Annotated in this window: 20 protein-coding genes; 16 read left to right on the forward strand and 4 right to left on the reverse strand. The window is 47.4% G+C overall.

All coding sequences use genetic code 11. The features are described from left to right. Positions 1 to 193 precede the first annotated feature (193 nt). Entirely contained in the window at positions 194 to 802 is a 609-nt protein-coding gene (locus tag GNP95_RS22320; protein WP_155613049.1) for a TetR/AcrR family transcriptional regulator, read from the reverse strand. Between the two features lie 600 nt (positions 803 to 1,402). On the opposite strand from GNP95_RS22320, the gene GNP95_RS22325 reads away from it, so the two are divergent. Next, positions 1,403 to 2,185: an SDR family NAD(P)-dependent oxidoreductase gene (locus GNP95_RS22325; protein WP_155613050.1), complete on the forward strand. Its 783-nt coding sequence runs from the start codon at positions 1,403 to 1,405 to the stop codon at positions 2,183 to 2,185. 140 nt (positions 2,186 to 2,325) lie between these two features. Here the strand turns inward: GNP95_RS22325 and GNP95_RS22330 are convergent, their stop codons facing one another. Further along, positions 2,326 to 3,177 carry an aldo/keto reductase gene (locus GNP95_RS22330; protein ID WP_155613051.1) on the reverse strand — a complete coding sequence of 284 codons (852 nt, stop codon included), beginning with the start codon at positions 3,175 to 3,177 and terminating at the stop codon, positions 2,326 to 2,328. 175 nt (positions 3,178 to 3,352) lie between these two features. Here GNP95_RS22330 and GNP95_RS22335 point away from each other — a divergent pair, with 175 nt between their 5' ends. The 8 genes from GNP95_RS22335 to GNP95_RS22370 all read left to right on the forward strand — a co-directional run bounded on the left by GNP95_RS22335 (position 3,353) and on the right by GNP95_RS22370 (position 10,844). Beyond that, positions 3,353 to 3,802, forward strand: a complete 450-nt coding sequence (locus GNP95_RS22335; protein ID WP_155613052.1) for a MerR family transcriptional regulator — start codon at positions 3,353 to 3,355, stop codon at positions 3,800 to 3,802. Between the two features lie 116 nt (positions 3,803 to 3,918). Next, positions 3,919 to 4,248, forward strand: a complete 330-nt coding sequence (locus GNP95_RS22340; RefSeq protein ID WP_155613053.1) for an ArsR/SmtB family transcription factor — start codon at positions 3,919 to 3,921, stop codon at positions 4,246 to 4,248. Further along, the gene (locus GNP95_RS22345) at positions 4,245 to 4,649 is read left to right on the forward strand and encodes an SRPBCC family protein (RefSeq protein WP_155613054.1); all 405 of its coding nucleotides are present in this window, start codon (positions 4,245 to 4,247) and stop codon (positions 4,647 to 4,649) included. Before GNP95_RS22340 ends, GNP95_RS22345 begins: the two co-directional genes overlap by 4 nt. A 55-nt stretch (positions 4,650 to 4,704) precedes the next feature. Further along, positions 4,705 to 5,415, forward strand: a complete 711-nt coding sequence (locus GNP95_RS22350) for an FAD-dependent oxidoreductase (protein ID WP_330163574.1) — start codon at positions 4,705 to 4,707, stop codon at positions 5,413 to 5,415. 22 nt (positions 5,416 to 5,437) lie between these two features. Continuing rightward, positions 5,438 to 5,806 carry an iron chaperone gene (locus GNP95_RS22355; RefSeq protein ID WP_155613055.1) on the forward strand — a complete coding sequence of 123 codons (369 nt, stop codon included), beginning with the start codon at positions 5,438 to 5,440 and terminating at the stop codon, positions 5,804 to 5,806. 256 nt (positions 5,807 to 6,062) lie between these two features. Further along, complete coding sequence (locus GNP95_RS22360; protein ID WP_230873956.1) at positions 6,063 to 9,758, forward strand: AAA family ATPase; 3,696 nt, start codon at positions 6,063 to 6,065, stop codon at positions 9,756 to 9,758. Then, a complete protein-coding gene (locus GNP95_RS22365; protein WP_230873957.1) occupies positions 9,755 to 10,201 on the forward strand; it encodes a hypothetical protein in 447 nt (148 codons plus the stop codon). The genes GNP95_RS22360 and GNP95_RS22365 overlap by 4 nt, the downstream gene beginning before the upstream one ends. A gap of 13 nt (positions 10,202 to 10,214) precedes the next feature. After that, positions 10,215 to 10,844 carry a hypothetical protein gene (locus GNP95_RS22370; protein WP_155613057.1) on the forward strand — a complete coding sequence of 210 codons (630 nt, stop codon included), beginning with the start codon at positions 10,215 to 10,217 and terminating at the stop codon, positions 10,842 to 10,844. Between the two features lie 221 nt (positions 10,845 to 11,065). Here the strand turns inward: GNP95_RS22370 and GNP95_RS22375 are convergent, their stop codons facing one another. Then, positions 11,066 to 11,794 carry an SDR family oxidoreductase gene (locus GNP95_RS22375; protein ID WP_155613058.1) on the reverse strand — a complete coding sequence of 243 codons (729 nt, stop codon included), beginning with the start codon at positions 11,792 to 11,794 and terminating at the stop codon, positions 11,066 to 11,068. Positions 11,795 to 11,973: 179 nt separating this feature from the next. On the opposite strand from GNP95_RS22375, the gene GNP95_RS22380 reads away from it, so the two are divergent. The 7 genes from GNP95_RS22380 to GNP95_RS22410 all read left to right on the forward strand — a co-directional run bounded on the left by GNP95_RS22380 (position 11,974) and on the right by GNP95_RS22410 (position 19,310). Beyond that, the gene (locus GNP95_RS22380; protein ID WP_155613059.1) at positions 11,974 to 12,531 is read left to right on the forward strand and encodes a TetR/AcrR family transcriptional regulator; all 558 of its coding nucleotides are present in this window, start codon (positions 11,974 to 11,976) and stop codon (positions 12,529 to 12,531) included. Positions 12,532 to 12,717: 186 nt separating this feature from the next. Continuing rightward, complete coding sequence (locus GNP95_RS22385; protein ID WP_196427287.1) at positions 12,718 to 14,163, forward strand: methyl-accepting chemotaxis protein; 1,446 nt, start codon at positions 12,718 to 12,720, stop codon at positions 14,161 to 14,163. 502 nt (positions 14,164 to 14,665) lie between these two features. Continuing rightward, the gene (locus GNP95_RS22390) at positions 14,666 to 15,637 is read left to right on the forward strand and encodes a hypothetical protein (protein ID WP_155613061.1); all 972 of its coding nucleotides are present in this window, start codon (positions 14,666 to 14,668) and stop codon (positions 15,635 to 15,637) included. A gap of 27 nt (positions 15,638 to 15,664) precedes the next feature. After that, on the forward strand, positions 15,665 to 16,387 hold the full coding sequence (locus GNP95_RS22395) for an ABC transporter ATP-binding protein (protein ID WP_155613062.1): 723 nt from the start codon (positions 15,665 to 15,667) through the stop codon (positions 16,385 to 16,387). After that, positions 16,384 to 17,109, forward strand: coding sequence for an ABC transporter permease (locus GNP95_RS22400; protein ID WP_155613063.1), 726 nt, complete (start codon positions 16,384 to 16,386; stop codon positions 17,107 to 17,109). Before GNP95_RS22395 ends, GNP95_RS22400 begins: the two co-directional genes overlap by 4 nt. Positions 17,110 to 17,112: 3 nt before the next feature. Further along, positions 17,113 to 18,579, forward strand: coding sequence for a sensor histidine kinase (locus GNP95_RS22405; RefSeq protein WP_155613064.1), 1,467 nt, complete (start codon positions 17,113 to 17,115; stop codon positions 18,577 to 18,579). 14 nt (positions 18,580 to 18,593) lie between these two features. Beyond that, positions 18,594 to 19,310 carry a response regulator transcription factor gene (locus GNP95_RS22410; RefSeq protein ID WP_155613065.1) on the forward strand — a complete coding sequence of 239 codons (717 nt, stop codon included), beginning with the start codon at positions 18,594 to 18,596 and terminating at the stop codon, positions 19,308 to 19,310. A 227-nt stretch (positions 19,311 to 19,537) separates the two neighbouring features. On the opposite strand, the gene GNP95_RS22415 is transcribed toward GNP95_RS22410, so the two are convergent. Beyond that, positions 19,538 to 20,095, reverse strand: coding sequence for a TetR/AcrR family transcriptional regulator (locus GNP95_RS22415; RefSeq protein ID WP_155613066.1), 558 nt, complete (start codon positions 20,093 to 20,095; stop codon positions 19,538 to 19,540). Positions 20,096 to 20,218 lie beyond the last annotated feature (123 nt).

The raw sequence follows: 20,218 nt of genomic DNA on the forward strand, positions 1-20,218 counted from the left end.
TCGCCACACACTTCCATCCATTTGTCAAGTCCTTTTTTCTTTTGCATGCAAAAAAAGAGCGGGCTATCTTTTCGATAACCTGCTCTTTTCACGATATTTGGATCTGCGCCCTAACTTAATGACATTGCCCTTACCGGGAGCCTTTTCGTATTTCCTTGCTAAGCTAGTGATTGGTTTCTAGCCGTATTAAGGTTTAGGATGACTTTCTGGAGGACGAATTGCTGATAGGCCAGGTGGAGAGAGCCTGCTCAGCAACAGCCTCTAGCATATTGCGACTGAAGCCGGCCTTGGCTTGAACGGCCATACCGTGGAGCACGGCCATTACGAATGCAGCTAGCACAGCACAGTTCGCGGTTTCCGGCAGATCTCCCTCCTGCTTTGCCCGCTCGAAACGATCACGCAGCGAAGCCTCTCCTTTCGCACGCGCATCGATCAGTGCACGTCGAATAGGTTCGGCATCATCCGAGCCAGCCAAGCCACCGTGGACATATAGACACCCCTTGTGATCCGGGTAACGAGTTTGCAATTCGGCCGAACCGCGAAAAATGTGTGCGACCACCTCCCGCGAGGTCGGCAGCTCCAGCGCCGCCAGGAAGAAATCATGATAGCGCTCGTAATAGCGTTCAATAACTCGGAGGAACAACGCCTCCTTGTTCCCAAACGCCGAGTAGAGCGCGGGGCGTTCGACACCCGTGGCCTGCGTCAGGTCAGTGTACGACGCGCCCTCGTAGCCTTTGCGCCAAAACACGCAAAGTGCTGCGTCCAATGCCTGATCCACATCGAATTCGCGATTACGTCCCATCAGTCAGATCACCTCAACTTTTTTATAACGGTCGATATTAAAACGGTTCTTATCCAATTTTCATTTCATACTTCACGTTATCATAACATACGTTACAGAATGCTGCCAATCCATCGGTCTAGTACCTGCCTATAGCGTACGATTAGCAAAATACTCGGCCGTCTAGATCTGGTGCTACTGTCAGGCGCCATACCCGGCCTGCGCTGATGGCCTATCTTGCCAGAGTGCCGTTGCATCATCCTGACCTGACGCCTCCTGACGCCCTTGCCATGGAACGAATGACAGTGTGCACAGAAATGTATAACAGCACATAAAATAATGATCGTTATGGTATTGACAATTTGAACCAATTTATATAATATCATTTAACATAACGACCGTTATGATATTTTGCTTTCGCAGACATCTAGAACGTACTAAGCGTTTTTTTCATTCTTTTTATTCAAAAATCACTAAGGAGGTACTTTTTATGTAGAAATCATTTATGGGCTAAGTGAATATTTATTTACAATATGAGGGCGCCAGCCAAGTAACTTTAAATCCGTATTGGTAAGTGTTTGCCAGAATATCATTTAAATTCTCTTATAAGGAGTAGATCATATGTCGACAAATGAAGGAAGATTCAGTGGTAAGGTTGCTTTGATTACAGGGGCAAGTCGTGGGATGGGGGCTGAAATTGCCAAAAAAATAGCTGCAGGCGGAGCGGAATTTATAGGTGTTCATTACGCCAGTAATAAGGATGCTGCTTTAAAAGTTGTTGAAGAGATTAAGGCGCTGGGCTCAAAGGCTGCGGCTCTGGAGGCAGAGTTAACCACTGGTATTTCTGGTGTAAAAAAGCTTTGGGCTGCATTTGAAGATGTTGTTCGTTCGGAAATTGGATCTGTGCAATTGGACATCTTAATCAATAACGCAGGTATTGCACCGTCCATTCCTTTTGAAGAAACTTCAATTGAAACGTTCGAAGATGTCATTAATGTTAATCTTAAAGCTCCATACTTTCTTACTCAAGCAGCTAGCCCGTTTATACGAAACGGTGGACGAATCATTAACATTTCTACTGGCTTTACTCGTGTTGCCGGTCCAGCGCATTCCATTTATTCGGCTTCCAAGGGAGCCATTGAGACACTTACTTTGGCGTTAGCTCCACTGTTTGCATCAAAAGGTATTACTGTTAACGCAGTAAGGCCGGGAATTACGGCTACTGATATGAACAAGGACTGGCTCGCTAACCCAGAAGCCCATGCTGAAGCAGCTTCAATGTCTGCTTTCGGAAGAGTTGGCACCACTAAGGACGTTGCTGATGTAGTTGCATTTCTAGCATCTGAGGAGGCGCGATGGATCACGGGGCAATTTATTGATGCTACCGGAGGAGCTAGGCTATAAGCATGCTTTTTGTGCGAGTTCGCCCACTTTGCCATTTCGTAAAATTTCTATTCAATTTAAGAAAGGACAGGGTCATCCGCCCTGTCCTTTCTTAAATTGATGAGGATAAACCCGTAATGAGTTTATGTTTTGACCGGGGTTTACAGATCGACTCTCCAGTTGCCCATCATCTTGGCGACTTCCGGATCGCGGTACGATAAGAAGAGACTTTCCCGTGTATCGAGGGTCGAAATTTGTTCCATATCGTCCGCAGTTAGCTCAAAATCGAAAATGTCGAAGTTTTCGACGATCCGTTCTTTGCGCACCGATTTTGGAATAACAACGACTTCACGCTGAACAAGCCAGCGCAACACGATCTGGGCGACGGATTTGTTGTGTTTTTCAGCAATCGAGGTCAGCACTTCGTTGCCAAACATGTTGCCCCGTCCTTCAGCGAACGGCGCCCACGACTGATGTTGAACTCCCTGCTCTTTCAAAAAAGCGGTGGTCTCCGTTTGCTGGTACAACGGGTGCGTTTCGATCTGGTTGACGGCAGGCACGATTTCGTTATGCACGATGAGGTCCATCAGACGGTCGGGCAGGAAGTTGCTGACACCAATCGCCTTGATCTTGCCTTCGCGGTACAGTTCTTCCATCGCGCGCCAAGCGCCGTAGTAATCGCCGAACGGTTGGTGAATCAGGTATAGATCGAGATAGTCGAGCTGCAGCTTCTTCAGGGATTTGGCAAACGCCAGCTTGGCACTCTCGTAGCTGGCATCCTGAACCCAGAGCTTGGTCGTGATGAACAGTTCGTCACGCGGTACGCCGCTGCGCTTAATTGCGCGTCCGACTGCTTCCTCATTCAAATAACCGGCGGCGGTGTCGATCAGGCGGTAACCGGCCATCAGTGCTTCATATACGGCGTTTTCGCATTCTTCAGCGTCGGGAACTTGGTAGACACCGAAGCCGATGATCGGCATTTTCACTCCATTGTTCAAGGTTACGGTTTGCATGATAATTCCTCCTATTGTTCAAATGTTAACAGCAAACGGCCGCGAATCCCGGGGGATCGACACTGCAGAAGGGGGGATTCCGCTTGAAGCCGTTTTGCATTACAATCAGCTTAGAACCTTCGTGTTACACGAAGTCAAGCCATGTTCAATAAATATTTTCCAAGGAGGATTTCACATGCATACGGTCAAAGAAGCTGCCCAGATCACGGGACTTACCGAGCACGCCGTGCGCTTTTACACGGATAAAGGCCTGGTGCCAAGCGTACAGCGCAATGAGAATAATATCCGGATGTTCGATGAAGAATCGATCAACTGGCTGCATGGCGTCAAATGTCTCAAGCAATCCGGGATGCCGATTGAGGTCATTAAAAAGTACGTCGATTTATGCCTCGAAGGGGATGCGACCATACCGCAACGCTACACACTCATGATGGAGCATAAAGAAGCAGCACTCGCCAAGCTCGAAGAAGCCAAACGGCACGTTGCCCACTTGGAGGAAAAAACTGATCTATATCAGGCTATTCTTGAGCACCGCTCCCCGGACACGACCAATCCCGGCAACTGGGACAAAATTCAGCATATGCATAGTGACGTATTTTACTCGTCCTCTGTTCGTAAGGCATGAGCCATTTTGGCTAACCCCTTTTTATTGACTCGACACCAGGTGGTGTCCTATAATAAATTAGACACCAAACAGTGTCTTTTTTTAAAATACTACATGAGGAAATTTGGTGGATTACGATGAACCAAGCTGTACAATTACGGGATGTATTTGACGCGATTGCAGATCCGACAAGGCGCAGGCTGATTCATCTGTTATCCGATGCAGATGAGCTACCTTTACATGAGATCACACCGCATTTTTCAATGGGTCGTACGGCGGTCTCCAAACATTTGACTATCCTTAAGGAGGCCAGTCTGGTGCATGATCGTAGAGTTGGCAGGGAAACGCGGTATAAGTTAAACGCATCTCCACTCAAGGAGGTTGAGGACTGGGTTGCTTTCTACAGGAAGTATTGGTCTAACAATATGATGCGATTAGGCCAGCTATTAGAGGAGGATGAAGAATGAGTTTATCACTAAATATGGATTTTCAGTTTACGACATCAGTTGAAAAGCTGTGGGCTGCCTTAACGGATTCAAGCAAGTTAGCCAAATGGATTGCGGATAATGATTTTGAGCCTGTTGTCGGACATCGCTTTCAGTTCCGCCATGAACCGAACGAGTATTGGGATGGAATCGTAGACAGCGAAGTGCTTCTCGTGGATGAACCGAACCTATTGTCCTTTACTTGGGCAGTCGGGGAAGAGAGACATACGGTTACGTTGACGATTCAGGATTTGGGGGATGGGAAGGTGAACCTGCATCTTGAACAAACCGGAATTACCAATGAACAAGGATTTGCAGGCGCTAAATATGGTTGGATGGCCTGGATCGACAAACTTGTAAACGTGTTGTTGTTGGAACAATAAATAACCGGACGAGAACAGCAAGATTGGCGGGTGCGTTGTAGAAGGAGATGAGATAGTGAGTTTTTTTCAAGATCATTTAATACCGTTTTTCCAAAAGAGAGAGATGAAGTTTATAGAAAGCTACAAGGAATCAGATGAAGTAAATACGTTTGTGTTCGAAAAAGAGAAAGACTTAACCTGGAAAGCGGGGCAATACGGTTTGTTTAGCATTACACATAAGTCCGTAAAAAATGGTACGCGCCCTTTCAGCGTGTCATCCGCTCCAACTGAGAATGCGGTTAGAATCACAACGCTTATTGGTAAACAGCCGAGTGAGTTTAAGAAAGCACTGCTGGAATTAACACCAGGTATGAAAGTCACGATGCGCGGGCCAGTAGGCCCCTTTTATCTCAAAGATGAAAACCCGGCACTCTTCATTGTCGGCGGGATCGGCATTACCCCGTTTCGCTCGATCCTCAAGCAAATCGATTCAACACCGAAGGAAGTCGGAAAACCCGTCCATCTTCTTTATATGAATGGGAATAGGGAATACCTGTTTAAGGGTGAACTTGACGAAATGGCTAATCGTACTTCGATAAGTTTAACCTACCTAGATTCGAGGGACGAGTTACATCAGGAGATAAATAAGTTCAGCTCCTTATATAAGAATAGCGGCAAATATTATATTGCAGGACCAAAGTCTATGGTTGAGGCGGTTTCCAACTACTTACTAAACAATCAAGTTTCCAAACAGAATATCAAGAAGGATGCCTTTTTCGGGTATTAGTGTGTTGACGAGGAGGGATAGTATGGAAGTGTTTGCGGAATTTTTAGATCATATTGAAAACCCGCAGCATCGAGAGCGTATGGAAGATGTTTTATCTTGGGTGATGAAGAAGTTCCCAAATTTATCGCCTACGCTGAAGTGGAATCAACCTGTGTTTACAGACCATAGAACATACATTATCGGCTTTAGTTTATCCAAAAAACATATGGCGGTTTCCCCAGAGCAAGCGGGGATGGCTCGTTTTTCTGATGAGATATCGAAGGTTGGGTATGATCAAACAAAGGAGATCGTGCGTATCCCGTGGGATCGCCCTGTTGAATACTCATTACTTGAAAAGATGATCGAGTTTAATATGATGGATAAGGCAACTTGTACAACCTTCTGGCGGTAATAGATAAGTTATATCCTAGACAAAATGAGAAGAACGGGCTAACCGCAGTGGTTGGCCCATTTTTTTTGAAAATTTGCCGTCACAGACAGCACGGTGAACGTATCATAAATGAAGCAAAAACATCATTTATGAGTCCTGATATAATTCATTAGGATACGAATGCACATTCCAGAATTTGAGAGCAAAAGTAGTAGAGACATAGTATAATATAGGAAAATAGAATGAATAGTAGGCCCCAGGAGGGATAACGGGAAGCATGAGAATCTACCGAAAAGGCATGGTGAAAACACTCAATGGTGTGGTAAAAGCGCTCAAATTTATTTTTCCTGAGTATCAGCTTGTTGAATTGGTTCGGGAAAAAGGATTTATCGCCAAAAAAGAAGATCCTCCAGCTCCATCGAGGCAAGAGCAGCCGATGCCACAGTATAATACAGGATCGCGAGCCAGAAGTGCGGGCCCGAGCAATTCGGCGCAGACTGCTGCGGGTCAGAGCACTTTTTCGTCGACTACCCGTTCTGCTCAGACTCGAGCATATACGTCGCAGGGAGAAGGCCGGAATGATGCACAGAGCGCTTTATCTCCCAAGCAATTGGATCAACTTTTCCGAGAAGTGGAGAAGAACATTAATAGTCAAGTAATCGGACAGCCGTTCTTCATAAAAGATTTGGTTGCGGGATATAAACAGGGATATATGAATGGACGTCAGATTAAGAAGCCAAGAAATGTGATTCTGCTGGCTGGAGCTCCCGGAACGGGTAAGAAAACAGCCTTGGAATGCCTAGTTCGAGAGATGCATGCATATCGGCTAACCTCTAGACCCCACTTTTCCGAAATTGATTTGCAGCGATATGAGGCGGATGAAATATCCGGTAATTTTATTATTGATATGGTGGAGGCTTTCCAATACTCTGAGGGAACGGTGTTATTTAAGGGGATAAAAGGGGCTGAGCAGGCTATTATTAGCTTGGTCGCTAAGCTTGCCGCGGAAGGCAGCTTCCGAACCAAAGAAGGGTTGAGCATAATCGCCGACGATTTTTTCATCATCTTCTATATCGATGAACATGCAGAGAGAGGAAGTGAATTTGGCCAAGTTCCGTCCGGGCTGGCAAATCACCTCCCGATTTCGATCTTGCAAAGCATTCTTGCCGCGGCTATCTCTTCACCATTAGAGTGGGAGACGATGCGGCGAATCGCAGAGACCTTGCTTGGGAAAGCGGTAGACGATCTGTCAAGGGATATGCAGACAAGTATCGTTGTTCATCCTTCCACGTATGAGGCGTTAGCCGATATAGCCGCAACAAACAAAACATTTGGCGAGGCAGTGCAGCACTGGATCGATAAGGAGCTTACTGTCGTATTGTCCGGCCTGCGGGCCCGTAATGAGATTCGTAGCAATGAGCGTGTGCGTATTCGTTTCAAGAACGATTCTTTTTATGTGGAGTCGAACTCTCTTGAAGTCCCGATCAAAGCACTATCTTTCGTTCGTCAGGAGTCAATTGACGATGTCCTGGAAGAGTTAAATGCGTTAACGGGCCTAGAACCTGTGAAAAAGTTTGTCTATGAGCTCATGGAAATGGTTCAGGTGAATAAGCTGAGGGCTAGGGCAGGCGAAGGCTCTGTGCCGATGTCGCTTCATATGGTGTTTACCGGGAACCCCGGAACGGGCAAGACGACGGTCGCCCGCTTAATCGGCCGCATTCTGAAGGCGCTAGGATTGCTGCCACAAGGTCAGTTAATCGAAGTGGCGAGGCAGGACCTTGTGGGACAATATGTGGGCTCTACCGCCCCAAAAACGATGGCAAAAGTCAATGAGGCCTTGGGAGGCGTATTGTTTATCGACGAAGCCTATACACTCGCTCGTCATGATAACGACACGTACGGCACTGAAGCAATCGACACAATCGTTAAGGCGATGGAGGATCATCGAGATGATTTGGTTGTTGTGCTGGCAGGGTATACCCAGGAGATGGAGACCTTTTTGCGATCGAATCCAGGTTTGCGTTCAAGATTTCCGTTCATCGTGGAGTTCCCGGACTACAAGGCGGAAGATATGCTGGAAATTATGATTCAAATCGTGGACAAGAATGGTTTCCGCATAGATTCGGATGCGTATGAGGGTTTGATCGAGCTGTTCGATCAACGGCAAATCCCTGGCCGCAATGACAGCGGTAACGGCCGACTTGTTCGCAATCTGTTCGAGGAGGCTGTCCGCAAACAAGCTGCTCGGCTTAGAGGGCTAATGTCAGACGCAATTGCAGATACAGATTTGCAATTATTGATAGGTGCAGATTTCGGAATCGGTGAGAAAGAAGCATTTAACATCGAGAATCAACTGGCTGGGATTGTCGGGTTGGAGAAGGTCAAACTATTCGTCCGAACGTTGGAGAAACAGCTTATTGTTGATCGAAGGCGGAAGGAAGCCGGGATTCATGTCGATACTGGGCAGACTCTCAATATGATTTTTTCGGGTAATCCCGGTACGGGTAAGACGACGATGGCGCGGCTGGTGGCAGAGATGCTCCGATCCATGGGTTATTTGAAAAAAGGACATCTGGTAGAAGTCGGGCGATCCGATTTGGTAGCGGAGTACGCCGGCCAGACAGCCAACAAGACCAAGCTGGTTGTCGAATCTGCTCTTGGCGGCGTGCTCTTTATCGATGAAGCCTATTCGCTTGCGCAGGATGGTGCGCAGGGCGGGGGCTTCGGGAAGGAAGCCATCGATTCGTTGGTTCGTCTTATCGAGATTCATAAAGACAATTTGGTTGTCATTTTGGCGGGATATACAGAAGATATGCAGCGGTTTGTTCAGGTCAATCCGGGGCTGTCCTCACGCTTCCCGCTACAGATCGAATTCCCTGACTACACGGCTGAGGAAATGCAGCAAATTGCCTTGATCATGGCGAAGGCACGAGGGTTTACCTTGGCTTCGGATGTGCCAGGCTTGCTCGAATCCTATTTTAATGAGAAACAAATTCCGGGTAGAAAGGACGGAGGCAATGGCCGACTCGTCCGCAATACGCTGGAAGGGGCGATACGCAAGCAAGCGGAGCGATTGGCCGATCACCCTGATATTGCGGCCGATCAGTTAAATGAGCTGAATCTGGAGGATTTTGGGCTGTCGACATATGTAGATCTTGCGGCGAAGCGGGCGAATGCGCTTGGAGCGCTTGATGCCATTGTCGGTCTGGCCTCTGTTAAGGAATTTGTGAGAAGCCTATCGGCACAAATTGAGGTGGCTAAGCGCCGTCAGGAGATGGGACTGCCCAAGGCTTCCGCTCAAGCCCTCCATATGGTGTTTAAAGGAAACCCGGGTACCGGAAAAACAACGATTGCCCGTATTTTGGCCCAACGATTTAAAGAACTAGGCGTGGTCAAGGCCGATACGCTGGTAGAAACTGATCGGTCCGGCCTGGTTGCCGGTTATGTAGGGCAAACTGCGCTCAAGACGAAAGAGGTTATCGAACGCGCTCTTGGCGGGATCTTGTTTGTGGATGAGGCTTATGCCTTGGCGGAAGGGGATCAATTCGGGCAGGAAGCGATCGATACGCTTGTCAAAGCGATGGATGATTACCGGGACAGGCTCATCGTTATATTGGCCGGCTACGACGAAGATATGGAGCGCTTCTTGAACCGTAATGCGGGACTCCGCTCGAGATTTCCCAATATCATTACATTCCCCGATTATACAGCCGAGGAAATGCTGCAAATCGCGCATTTGCAAGTGAAATCGCAAGGATATGTGATCGGCCGGGAGGCTGAAGGCACGCTGCTCTCCATTTTAGAGACCTATGAAGGAGATATGACCGCAGGCAATGGACGGCTCGTACGAAATTTGGTCGAGAAAGCGATTCGAGCCCACGCCTTGCGTATGAGCAAGAAAGCCAATGCTACAGCCGAGGAATTATCCACTTTGGCGCCTGGAGATTTTCAAGAACAGATGGAGGTGATATGATGAGAGTCCTAAAATGGCTGCTCGCCCTTACTTTTTATCATCCAGTAATGCTCACTGTCATTATCGCTATGCCTTTCCTTCCTTTCATGATATACGATGATATAAAGATTATTCTAATTAACGAGATTCCGGTAGAAAGCGGCAGCATGATCGTAATAGGATTATTGGGCTTTTTTGTATATTTAGCCACGAGGGTCCAATTTTTAGGTATTCCCTATCGTAAAATAACGGTATTGCTTCCTTTCCTGCACATGATCATCTATACCAGCTTCGCTCTTTCGGCAGGGGTCACGATTCTTAACAAATGGGCTGACGAAGGACTTTATTCCAAAGGATGGGCCATTATGCTTATGCTGCTTGCGATTGTGGCAATCCGATTGTGCATGTCGCTGCTGTACTGGAAATACCCGATTGTTCGGCGGGAGAACCAATATATGGAATAGTGGAGGAAGGAAATTGGCAAATTACAGACAAAACAAGCAAAGGCCGAAGTCACACGCTACAAACCAATATGAGTCTCGACAAACGGAAAATGACGATGTTCCATTAGAATATACAGAGTCATCCGTCAACCGCAGGTCATCTTCTACAGAAAAAAAGAAAAATAAGCATCGATTATGGATCGGGATTACGGTGTTGATCGCGTTTGGGATGGGCATATATTTTCAGGGTTCAACTAGCACTATAAAGGATGTTCAGTCGGATGGGATCGGTAAAGGGATGCAGGCCGGTGTCCTTTTAGTTTCATCAGATGATTTGGCGGACCTCGCAGCCAGAGACTTCAAGATTGAGATGAAGGAAAATACGACGACAAGCCGCATGCTGATCTGGGACTTCGCCGCGGAAGACGGGGATGTCGTTACGGTGAAAGTGGACGGCAATATCCTGCAAACGGACATAAATATTATGAATAACCCGGTGGCAGTTGATATTCCAGTTCCAAGTGTGGTAGAAATTATAGGTGTCAAGGATGGCGGAGGCGGGATTACATACGGAGTTAAGTTCCCGGGGGCCGTTCATAACAGCGCTTATTTCAATGCGGCGCCGGTAGGCTCCTCTAATGCCTATACGATAACTGTACAGTAAGACAACCGATTTGATCGACAAGTGAACAGTTATGCCGAATTACAACCATTGCTGACTTTCATGTCATCAATGGTTGTTTTTATAAGCATATCATTATTCGCCGATAGCCCCGGGAGATGTATTCGACGTGCTTGGCCTAGTCAAAGCCATGGCCGGTACTGATGCGGTAGTCAGCTGCATAGGTCCACACCCAGCAGCATCTCTCCATTCGTGCACAGATGTCACCACGGAACTACTCCATTTTCATCAAAGAACCCGCCTGTTGGACCATCATCATCTAGAGTAGCAAGCTGAATGATTATTTTGGCGCCATCCTGCCCTGTACGATTCCCCATATAATTGCTAAGTGCGCTGCTAACCAATCCCGGATGTGCAGCATTCACCTTAATTCCAGTATCGCGTAGTTCATCTGCAAATAACACTGTTGCACCGTTCAGGGCAAGTTTAGATGTGCAATATGCAAAAGGTTTTGGGTATTTATTTTCAACATCTGTCATAAATTCAAAGCTGCCTGCCTGACTAGATGTATTTACGATACGTCCCGACTTTGAATTCCGTAACAATGGAAGTGCCAGTTGCGTAAGACGAACAGATCCTAGAAAGTTCGTGGAAAATACCGCCTTCACTTCATCAATAGAAACCGTAGATGCCGAAAAATCTTTAAAATCAGAACTTGCGGAGGCTATCCCGGCATTATTAATTAGTACATCAAGTTTTCCGTGCTCCTGTTCGATTTTCTTGATTGCCAGCACCATTGAGTTCTCGTCTAATACGTCCAATTGTATAAAGCGAACATCTCCGTCAACTTTAAGCTCTTCAGCCCCTTTAGTTCCATTCGCTTCATCGCGGCTTCCTAAATATACAATCATGCCCAACTTTGCAAGTTCCCGAACAACCTCAAAACCAATTGACTTATTAGCTCCACTGACAAGCGCAACTTTCTTATCCATATAATTGACTCCTTCATATGTGTGATAATCCAACATGTGTATGATAACCACCATCTGTTGCGTTTTTGCTATGTCTGCATCATAATGTTTTGTATATAGAAATTCAACCATCAAACGAGGGGTAATGTGCAAGATAATCAACAAATAACCTTATTACTGTTGGAAATTGGAGTGGTTTTATGAACAAAGAAGACCGCAGAGTGCGCAAGACCAAAAATGCGCTGATAAACAGTCTAATGAAGTTGCTAGACGAGAAAAGTATTAAAAGTGTAACTGTAACAGACATTTGTGATGGCGCTGATGTAAACAGAAGCACATTTTACCAATATTACAGCAACCCTTTTGATATGTTAGAGCAGATTGAGGCAGAGATATATAGAGACTTCGTTAACGAGTGGGAAAAGCAAGGATCTTATGAAGAAAAAATGCCAGTATCGACATGGTTAGAATTAATCTATTTAAATCGAGGTTATAGCAAGCTGATTTTTGGAGAAAACGGCTATTCAGACATTCTAATTCAATTACTTAGTAGATCGGATCATGAGTTTCAGGAACAAATAAAAACCCTAAATCCTAAGTTGGATCATAAAGATATTGAGTATATAAGTGATTATTGCACTTATGGCACTGTAGCCATAATTACCAAATGGGCAAATGGAGGATTTAAAGAATCAATAGAGCATATTGCAGAGATGATATCGATGTTAAACGGGAATGCACTTAGAACTTTTCCTTAAGGAAGGTGCAATCATTTAAAACAAGACGATAGAATAAAGAGACAATAGGTGAAAAAGAGCTGCGTTAGTCAGCTCTTTTTATTGTTCTGCCGATATTGAAGTATTTTGTCGACTTACAAAGGATTATGTAAAATAGTGTCGAATATATCGAGCAACAACTATAGTTGTCAACTTGGAGGGATGCTCATGGACAGACTTGATTCGGTGTTTTTGGAAAGAAATAAGCTGCTTACAAATGTATTATGGGGAATTAATGTTATTTTTACGATTTTCCTTGTGTCAACAGGAAACTATGAAAGTATTTGGATTTTAGGTGTTGGCGCATTGTTTGCTGCTTCCCTTACCGTTCTCAATCGACTTCGAAAATGGATAAGGTTAACGCCATATCTGTTCGGCGGGCTCATGGTTCTCCTGCTTATTTTTGCCGTATATGACGTTCAGAAACCTGTATTAGATGTGTATTTTCTTCTTTCTGCTTTCCTGCTTATTTATCCCAGCTATAAACCGATCATGCTGTTCAGCATAGTGAATCTGGTTGGTCTCAACGCCAAAGTATGGTTAGGGGGCGGGGATGTATCCGCTATGATGTCCTCGAATATTATGTTGATTTTTTATGGAATCATGACAATCGTGGCAGCCAGATTGAACGAGCGGCTATTTGTCGGGGCTGAACAGCGCAGCCGTGAGGCCATGCAGGCCAAATCGATAGCAGATTCATTACTGCAAGAGCTAAAGCATTCCATCCAAGTATTGAATGAATTTTATCGGAATCTCAAGCATCATGTCGATCACTCGGGCCAATTAACGAAGGAAATAACAATCGGTTTCTCGGAGGTTGCGAAGGGCATTGAATCCCAAGCTGTAAGTATTACTGATATTTCAGATACGATTCAAGAATCCCATCGGGATGTTCAAATGATGACGGATAGTTCAGAGGCCATGAAACGGCTTTCTGACCAAACGGTTGAAGCGACGGTAATGGGGAATGAACAAGTACATAAGCTAAACGATCAGATTTCTCAGGTGAACGATATATTCCAGGATATCATTGTGGAAGTGAAGGAATTAAACGAGAAGATTATGAAGATTGACGAGATGTCCAATACCATTGGAGAAATTGCCAATCAAACCAACTTGCTGGCGCTGAATGCAGCGATCGAAGCAGCCCGGGCCGGAGAACATGGACAAGGATTTGCGGTCGTTTCTACGGAAGTTAGAAAATTGGCCGAGCACTCACGTCTGTCAACCGAGAGCATTTCGAATATTATTAAAGAAATCGATGTAGGCACGAAGGCGCTAACCGAAAAGGTCGCCATAGGGAATGCGGCAGTAAGCGAAAGCATGATATCCTCCTCGGAATCGGAACAAGTATTCCATCGTATTGCGATGGATGCGCGTGAGGTTTCGGCGCAGGCATCCGAGGTAGAAGAGAAGTCCAAATCATTCCGGGCTTCATCCAATTCCATCGTCACTGAAGTTGCCTCCATTTCAAGTGTGACCGAGCAATCTACAGCGGCTGTACAGCAAATCATGGCCAGCATGGATGATCAACGAGCAATGGTTGAGGAAATCGTTAAAAGTTTCAATGAGCTGGAAATGCTTATAGGTAAACTTACGGAATTTACGGAATGACGCACAAGAACCGTATCGGCGAACGATACGGTTTTTGTTGCTTACTGTAGCTGAACTGAATCAAGCGAGATCAAGAAGGGCCACTCCGTAAAAAAGGATGGCCCTAAAACTTTCCGTTGCAGGCAGCACGGTGAACCGGAACATAAGTAGGGTCAGCTTTTTAGGGTGAATTTTCTATTATAGGGGTGGAATCATCGAGAACAACATCGATACAAATTTTGCACCAAAACGATTTTTGTTCGAAAAAACACACAGAATTGTTATTCTTTTTTTAATTTAAGCAATTATGCATGAATTTTCATATAAAACCATAGAATCAGACGTTTGAAGGATAATCTAGTATGATTTTTCAAGTATATTATACGGCTGCCTTCGTCACGTTCCGGATTTTACATTTTAGAAATATTTTATTATTCCTTTCGAGGGACTTTAGACTCCTCCTCTAAACTAAGGTTGTAGGCACGAAAGAGAAGCCATACAACCTTAAAGGAGCGAGTTGGAAATGAAAAAGAAAAGCAAAGTATTGATGATCGGTGCATCGTTGGCTGCAGTAAGTATGTTTTCGGTGGCGGCATTTGCCTCCACGCCGGAGATAGATGGTTACAAGGCCTTCAAAGAGGTGCTGAAAGCGAACCAGATGTCGGAGCAAACGATTGAGAGTGCAACGGTGAACGGGAACTTCGCGGTTACGCTGAATGGCGAGACGGTGCTGGCGGCAGACGGCTTGACGAAGTTCAAGGCAGCGGAAGATAAGCATAGCGTAAGCAGCGACTTTGACTTCACCCTCAAGGGCGTTGAACGCAGCGGCAGCATGTATAGCAGTGGCGATGACACGGCCTATCTCGTAGACCGGACGCACGGTTTGGACTATCAGGTGATTAACCTGGACGATGAGCATGCCGGGAAGCACCATGAATGGAAGGAAGAGGGGGACTTCGATCATCGTCCGATGAATAAAGCAGAGGAAGCGCTTCTCGATTTCATAGTTGGCGACCTCAAGGATAATTTCAGTGTAGTGAATCATGCGGATCGTTCAAAGACGATTACGGTCGACGTTAGCAAAGAGGAGGTTCCACTTGTGATCCGTTTGTTGATGGACGTGGCATCGGCCGACGACAAAAGGGAACACTCGAAAGCTTCGGAAGTGCCGTCAGAGTGGGGGAGGCTAAAACAGATTCCTTTCTTCCAGGGTTTTGAAGCGGCAAATCTTGAGGAGCTGCTGCCGGAGCTGACAGAGGAGGTCGCAATTGAGCATTTGCGTCTGCAACTGACGGTCGATGCGGACAACAGGCTGCAAGGGGTGCAAGGCAAGCTTGAGGTGAGCGGCAAGGACAAAGCGGGCGTCACCCATCGCGTGAAGATGGAAGGCGAAGGCGGCATCAGCGGCATCAACGCCACAACGCCTGATGTGTATCATCCTGCTGGCAAGTCCATAGAGATCATTGACGCCGAAGCGTTCGAAGGCCGCAGCTAATAGCTCATTTCGGGGAGGATCTAACTTATGTTTGAAGTCTGCGATCTTACAAAGGTCTACCCCGGCGGCCGAGGCATCCAGGGGCTTAACCTCACCGTACATCCCGGTGAGGTTGCAGCCTTGCTGGGCCCGAACGGCGCCGGGAAGACGACAGCGCTGCAGGCGATGGCCGGCTGGGTCACAGCCGACCGCGGGGAAGCACGCTGGAACGGCATCTCCGTCGCGGAGCGGCCTGATCTGACGAAACTGCACATGGGCCTGATGATTGGCGAGCCGGCCCCTTACGGCTATTTTACAGGAAGCGACTATCTGAATCTGTACTCCAAGCTGTATCCAGGTATCGACGAAGCGCGGATCGAAGAGACGCTGGAACTCGTAGGCATGACCAGGCACCACAAGATCAAGATCAAGAAGTATTCCACCGGCATGAAGCAGCGGATCGAGCTTGCCAGCGCGCTGCTCCATCGGCCGAAGCTCCTGATGCTGGATGAGCCGTTCTCGGGCATGGACATCGAGGGACGCCGGGAGATGACGGCCATGCTTCGAGGCCTTGTAACGGAGACGGGGATGAGTGTTGTCATCTCTTCTCATCAGGTACACGAAATCGAAGATTGGATTACACATGCTTGTATTATTTATGAGGGAAAACAGGTCGGTAGCTCAAGCATTGCCCAGATTCGAGAGTCGTTCGCCAGCGTTGAGGACTACTATTTGTACTGTACAGCCAAGGAAAGGGGCGGAGCCGCATGATGGCATCCATTATTTATCTCACTGGAGAAGAGCTGCGCAAGCTGTTCCGTGGAGGCAAGCTGAAGGTGCTGCTGACGCTCTCCTTCCTCATCGGTGTGATCTTCGTCTTGATTGGCGAACGCGTCGGACTGAGCGGGAACCTGCCGGTGACCGCGCTGGAGCTGCTGCTTGCAGTCGTTCTGCCCTTGTTCATGGTTTCGCTTGGCAGCGACCTCATGGCGGGCGAATTTAAGAATGGCACCATCAAGAATGCGCTGAAGCTTCCAGTCAGCAGGGGGACCCTTTTTATGGGAAAAACACTTGCAGGATGGACGGCGGGCGGCTTGATTGTCCTAAGTGTGTTCATCCCCACGTTTTTCGGAAACATCGTGCTTAGGGGCATGTCTGCCCTGTCCACGCTTGGGGTGACTATGGCCGAGGTCGTCGGCGCGATCCTCTTCTGCGGCTTGTTAGTGGTGCTGGCAAACAGTGTGTCCTTGTGGACGGGGAGCGGCGGGGTCGGAATGGTCGTCGGCATTGTGTTGTGGATGACGATGGGTGTCGTTGGTTTTTTCCAGCCGCAGTTGAACCGGTTCTTCCTAACGGACTTCGCGGATTGGTTGCATCCGCTCCTGTATAGAGGCGATTTCGGACCGTCTGTAACGGCGTTGCTATTTATGACAGCTTACTATATTATGGGCATTATTACGGGCTTGCTAGCCTTTCAAAAGAAAGAAGTCTAACTCATGTCCATTCGGCTTAAGCTTATTTTAACGTATATTATCGGCATCATCCTGACTGCAGTAATCGTTACGGCGACTGGGATTGGTGTCGTCACGGCCTTCCTTTCTTATTTCGCGAACAGTATTGTAAAGGAACAGACTGCAGAGGACGCGATCCATCGAGGCATTGATCTGTTCGTAGACCTGCGTTATGCGGAGCGGTATATGCCAGAAGAGCTGGCGTCCCCCTCGTTCGCTGAACAAATTGGAGATCGGCTGGAGCCGTTCGGGGGCTTCGTTGTTGTTCAGCAGGGAGACCAATGGGCAAGCTATGGTAAATTGAGAGAAGGGGAAGCGTTCCTGGCGCAGATGCAGAAGAACATTTCAACTTCTGGGAAGCATGCGGACGAGGCGTTCGTGATGACTGAGTGGGAGGGCCGCAAATTGCTCTCCGTGCGCTACGATTTTCCTGGAATGGACGATCCCTTATCGTATTATCTCATCGCCAATGTGACGGAGACGGGGACCAAGGACAACCAATTCCACATCTTCGTATTTCTAGTCATTGCGGTTATATTCGGTATCATCCTGGTTCCGTTGATCTGGATCACGACGAAGGATATCGTACGGCCGCTGCGGCAGCTCGAGCAGGGCTCCCGCCGTATCGCGGAAGGGGATCTGAACTTCAGTCTGCACTCGGAGGTTCGCAATGAGGTGGGCAGCGTCATTCGCTCGTACGAGAAGATGCGCAGTGAGCTGCAGCGGGCGATCGGCGCCCAGTTGGCGATGGAAGAGAGCCGCAAACAGCTGATTTCGAATATTTCGCATGATTTGAAGACGCCGCTGACCTCGATTAAAGGATATGTTGAGGGAATTCGGGAAGGTGTAGCGAATGATCCGGAGAAGCTTAGAAAGTATATCGACGTCATTCATTCGAAGACGCTCGACATGGACCGAATGATTGACGACCTGTTCCTGTACTCCAAGCTGGATCAGGAACAGGAGAGGTTCGACTTCGAAGCGGTGCCGCTCCAGGAGTTCTATCGGCAAACGATAAATGAGCTGTGTATGGAGTACGAGAGCGCCGGCGTTCGTCTGACGGGCGATTACGAAGCAGGGGCGGACGCTGTCGCGACGATGGATGCCCAGAAGATCAAGCGCGTCATCCTCAACATTGTCGGTAATTCGGTGAAATTTATGGATAAACAGAATCCAACGATCCACGTTCATTTCGGCCAGCAAGCGGGGGAATGGGTTATTGCGGTGACTGACAACGGACCCGGGATGGATCCGAGCGAGCTGGAGCAAATCTTTGACCGTTTCTACCGCGGGGATGTAAACCGGAATCAGAACGCGGCTGGCACGGGGTTGGGCCTGGCGATCGCGAAGCAGATTGTCCGGCGCCATGGTGGAATGATTTATGCAAAAAGCGAGCCGGGGCGGTTCATGACTGTGATGTTTACCATCCCGATGGTTCAGAATAGAACGTGACTGGAGTGTGTGAGATGTCGAAGCGGAAGGTGTTAATCGTCGAGGATGACCTAGCGATCGCGGAGTTGGAGCGGGACTACCTCGAAGTTCATGGTTATGAGGTTACCCTTCGGGCAGACGGCAACGAGGCGCTCAAGGAAGCGCTGGAGCAAGAATACGACCTGATTATTCTGGACGTCATGCTGCCTGGTATGGACGGCTTTGATCTGTTGCGGCGGATCCGGGAAACGAAGTTTATTCCGGTACTGATGGTCTCCGCCCGCAAGGAGGATATCGACAAAATCAGGGGATTGGGGTTAGGCGCGGATGATTACGTGACCAAGCCGTTCAGCCCCTCCGAGCTTGTTGCGCGGGTGCGGGCACATCTCGAACGGTATGACCGTTTGACAGGGGTTGCGGCTGGCGCCGGTGCTCCGCCGGTCCGGAAGCCGCGCGAGCTGAACATCCACGGACTTGTGATTCAGGTCGATGCCAGGCGGGTGACGCTGCATGGGAAGGAAGTCTCGCTCACGGCAAAAGAGTTTGATCTGCTGCTCTTCCTCGCAGAAAACCCGGATCGGGTATACTCCAAGGATGCGCTGCTGGATAAGGTTTGGGGGATCGAGAACTTCGGCGATTCCGCCACGGTCACGGTTCATGTCGGAAAGATTCGTGACAAGATCCAGAAAGACCCGTCGCAGCACCAGTTTATCGAGACGGTATGGGGCGCGGGATACCGGTTTAAGGTTTAATGTGGTGGGAGGTAAAGACGTTTCAAAGAGACTGTAATGATAAGGGATGGAAAGATGAGGTCCGGTTAGCTTTGTTTTGTAGCTAATGAGGACCTTTTTACTATTCGAAACTATGCGCCCCGTCCTTTCAGAAGCAAATCTTTCTTAATTGGTCCTGATGCTCCACCGGCTGGTACCGGTGCAAGCTGCAATGAGCGGATCACAATAGTCACTCCTCAGCTAAGAGGTTATTCTGCGAATCTCTCTTCTGAAAAAATATTCATTTTTGAAAATAGTTCCTCGTGATCGATAGGCACGTTGCTATCAATCCACCAAGTGACCACACCAAGCACGGCTCCGATGTAGGCCTCTATTTTGATTTGCATGTCGACGGAAATTTCATCCATCGAGTTATGCTGGGCCAAGTATTCTTTGATGCCCCTCCCCATTTCTTTTCGCAACAGACTCCTCAAGGAATCCCTCTCTTCCGCTAGAAGAATGGAAAACAATTTCTTATGTTTCTTGGCCAAAGAGAATAATTCCCGGAAATTTTCGGATGGAGAAAAGGAGGCATCAACAAAGCCCTTAAATTCTTCCTCCGCAATTTGTTTCATCGCACGTGAAAGCAAATCGAATTTATCCTGAAAATGTGTGTAGAACGTAGTTCGATGTACCATCGCCAGATCACAGATCTGCTTCACTGTGATATTCTCAAACGGGTGTTTGTCCATTAACTCTAACAGAGCAGTGTATAAAAGCTTACGCGTTCTTTTAACTCGAAGGTCTTCGGTTGTTTTACGGTCCATGACAGATTCCTCTCCCTGTATCGTTTCTCGACATATCCCTGATTTTATCGGTTGTGGTAATTAATTATACATTATACTATTTATTCTACAAATACACTTTAAATATACATGTGTATAATTAAG

Source organism: Paenibacillus woosongensis, from assembly GCF_009725165.1.
Classification (GTDB): Bacteria; Bacillota; Bacilli; order Paenibacillales; family Paenibacillaceae; genus Fontibacillus; species Fontibacillus woosongensis.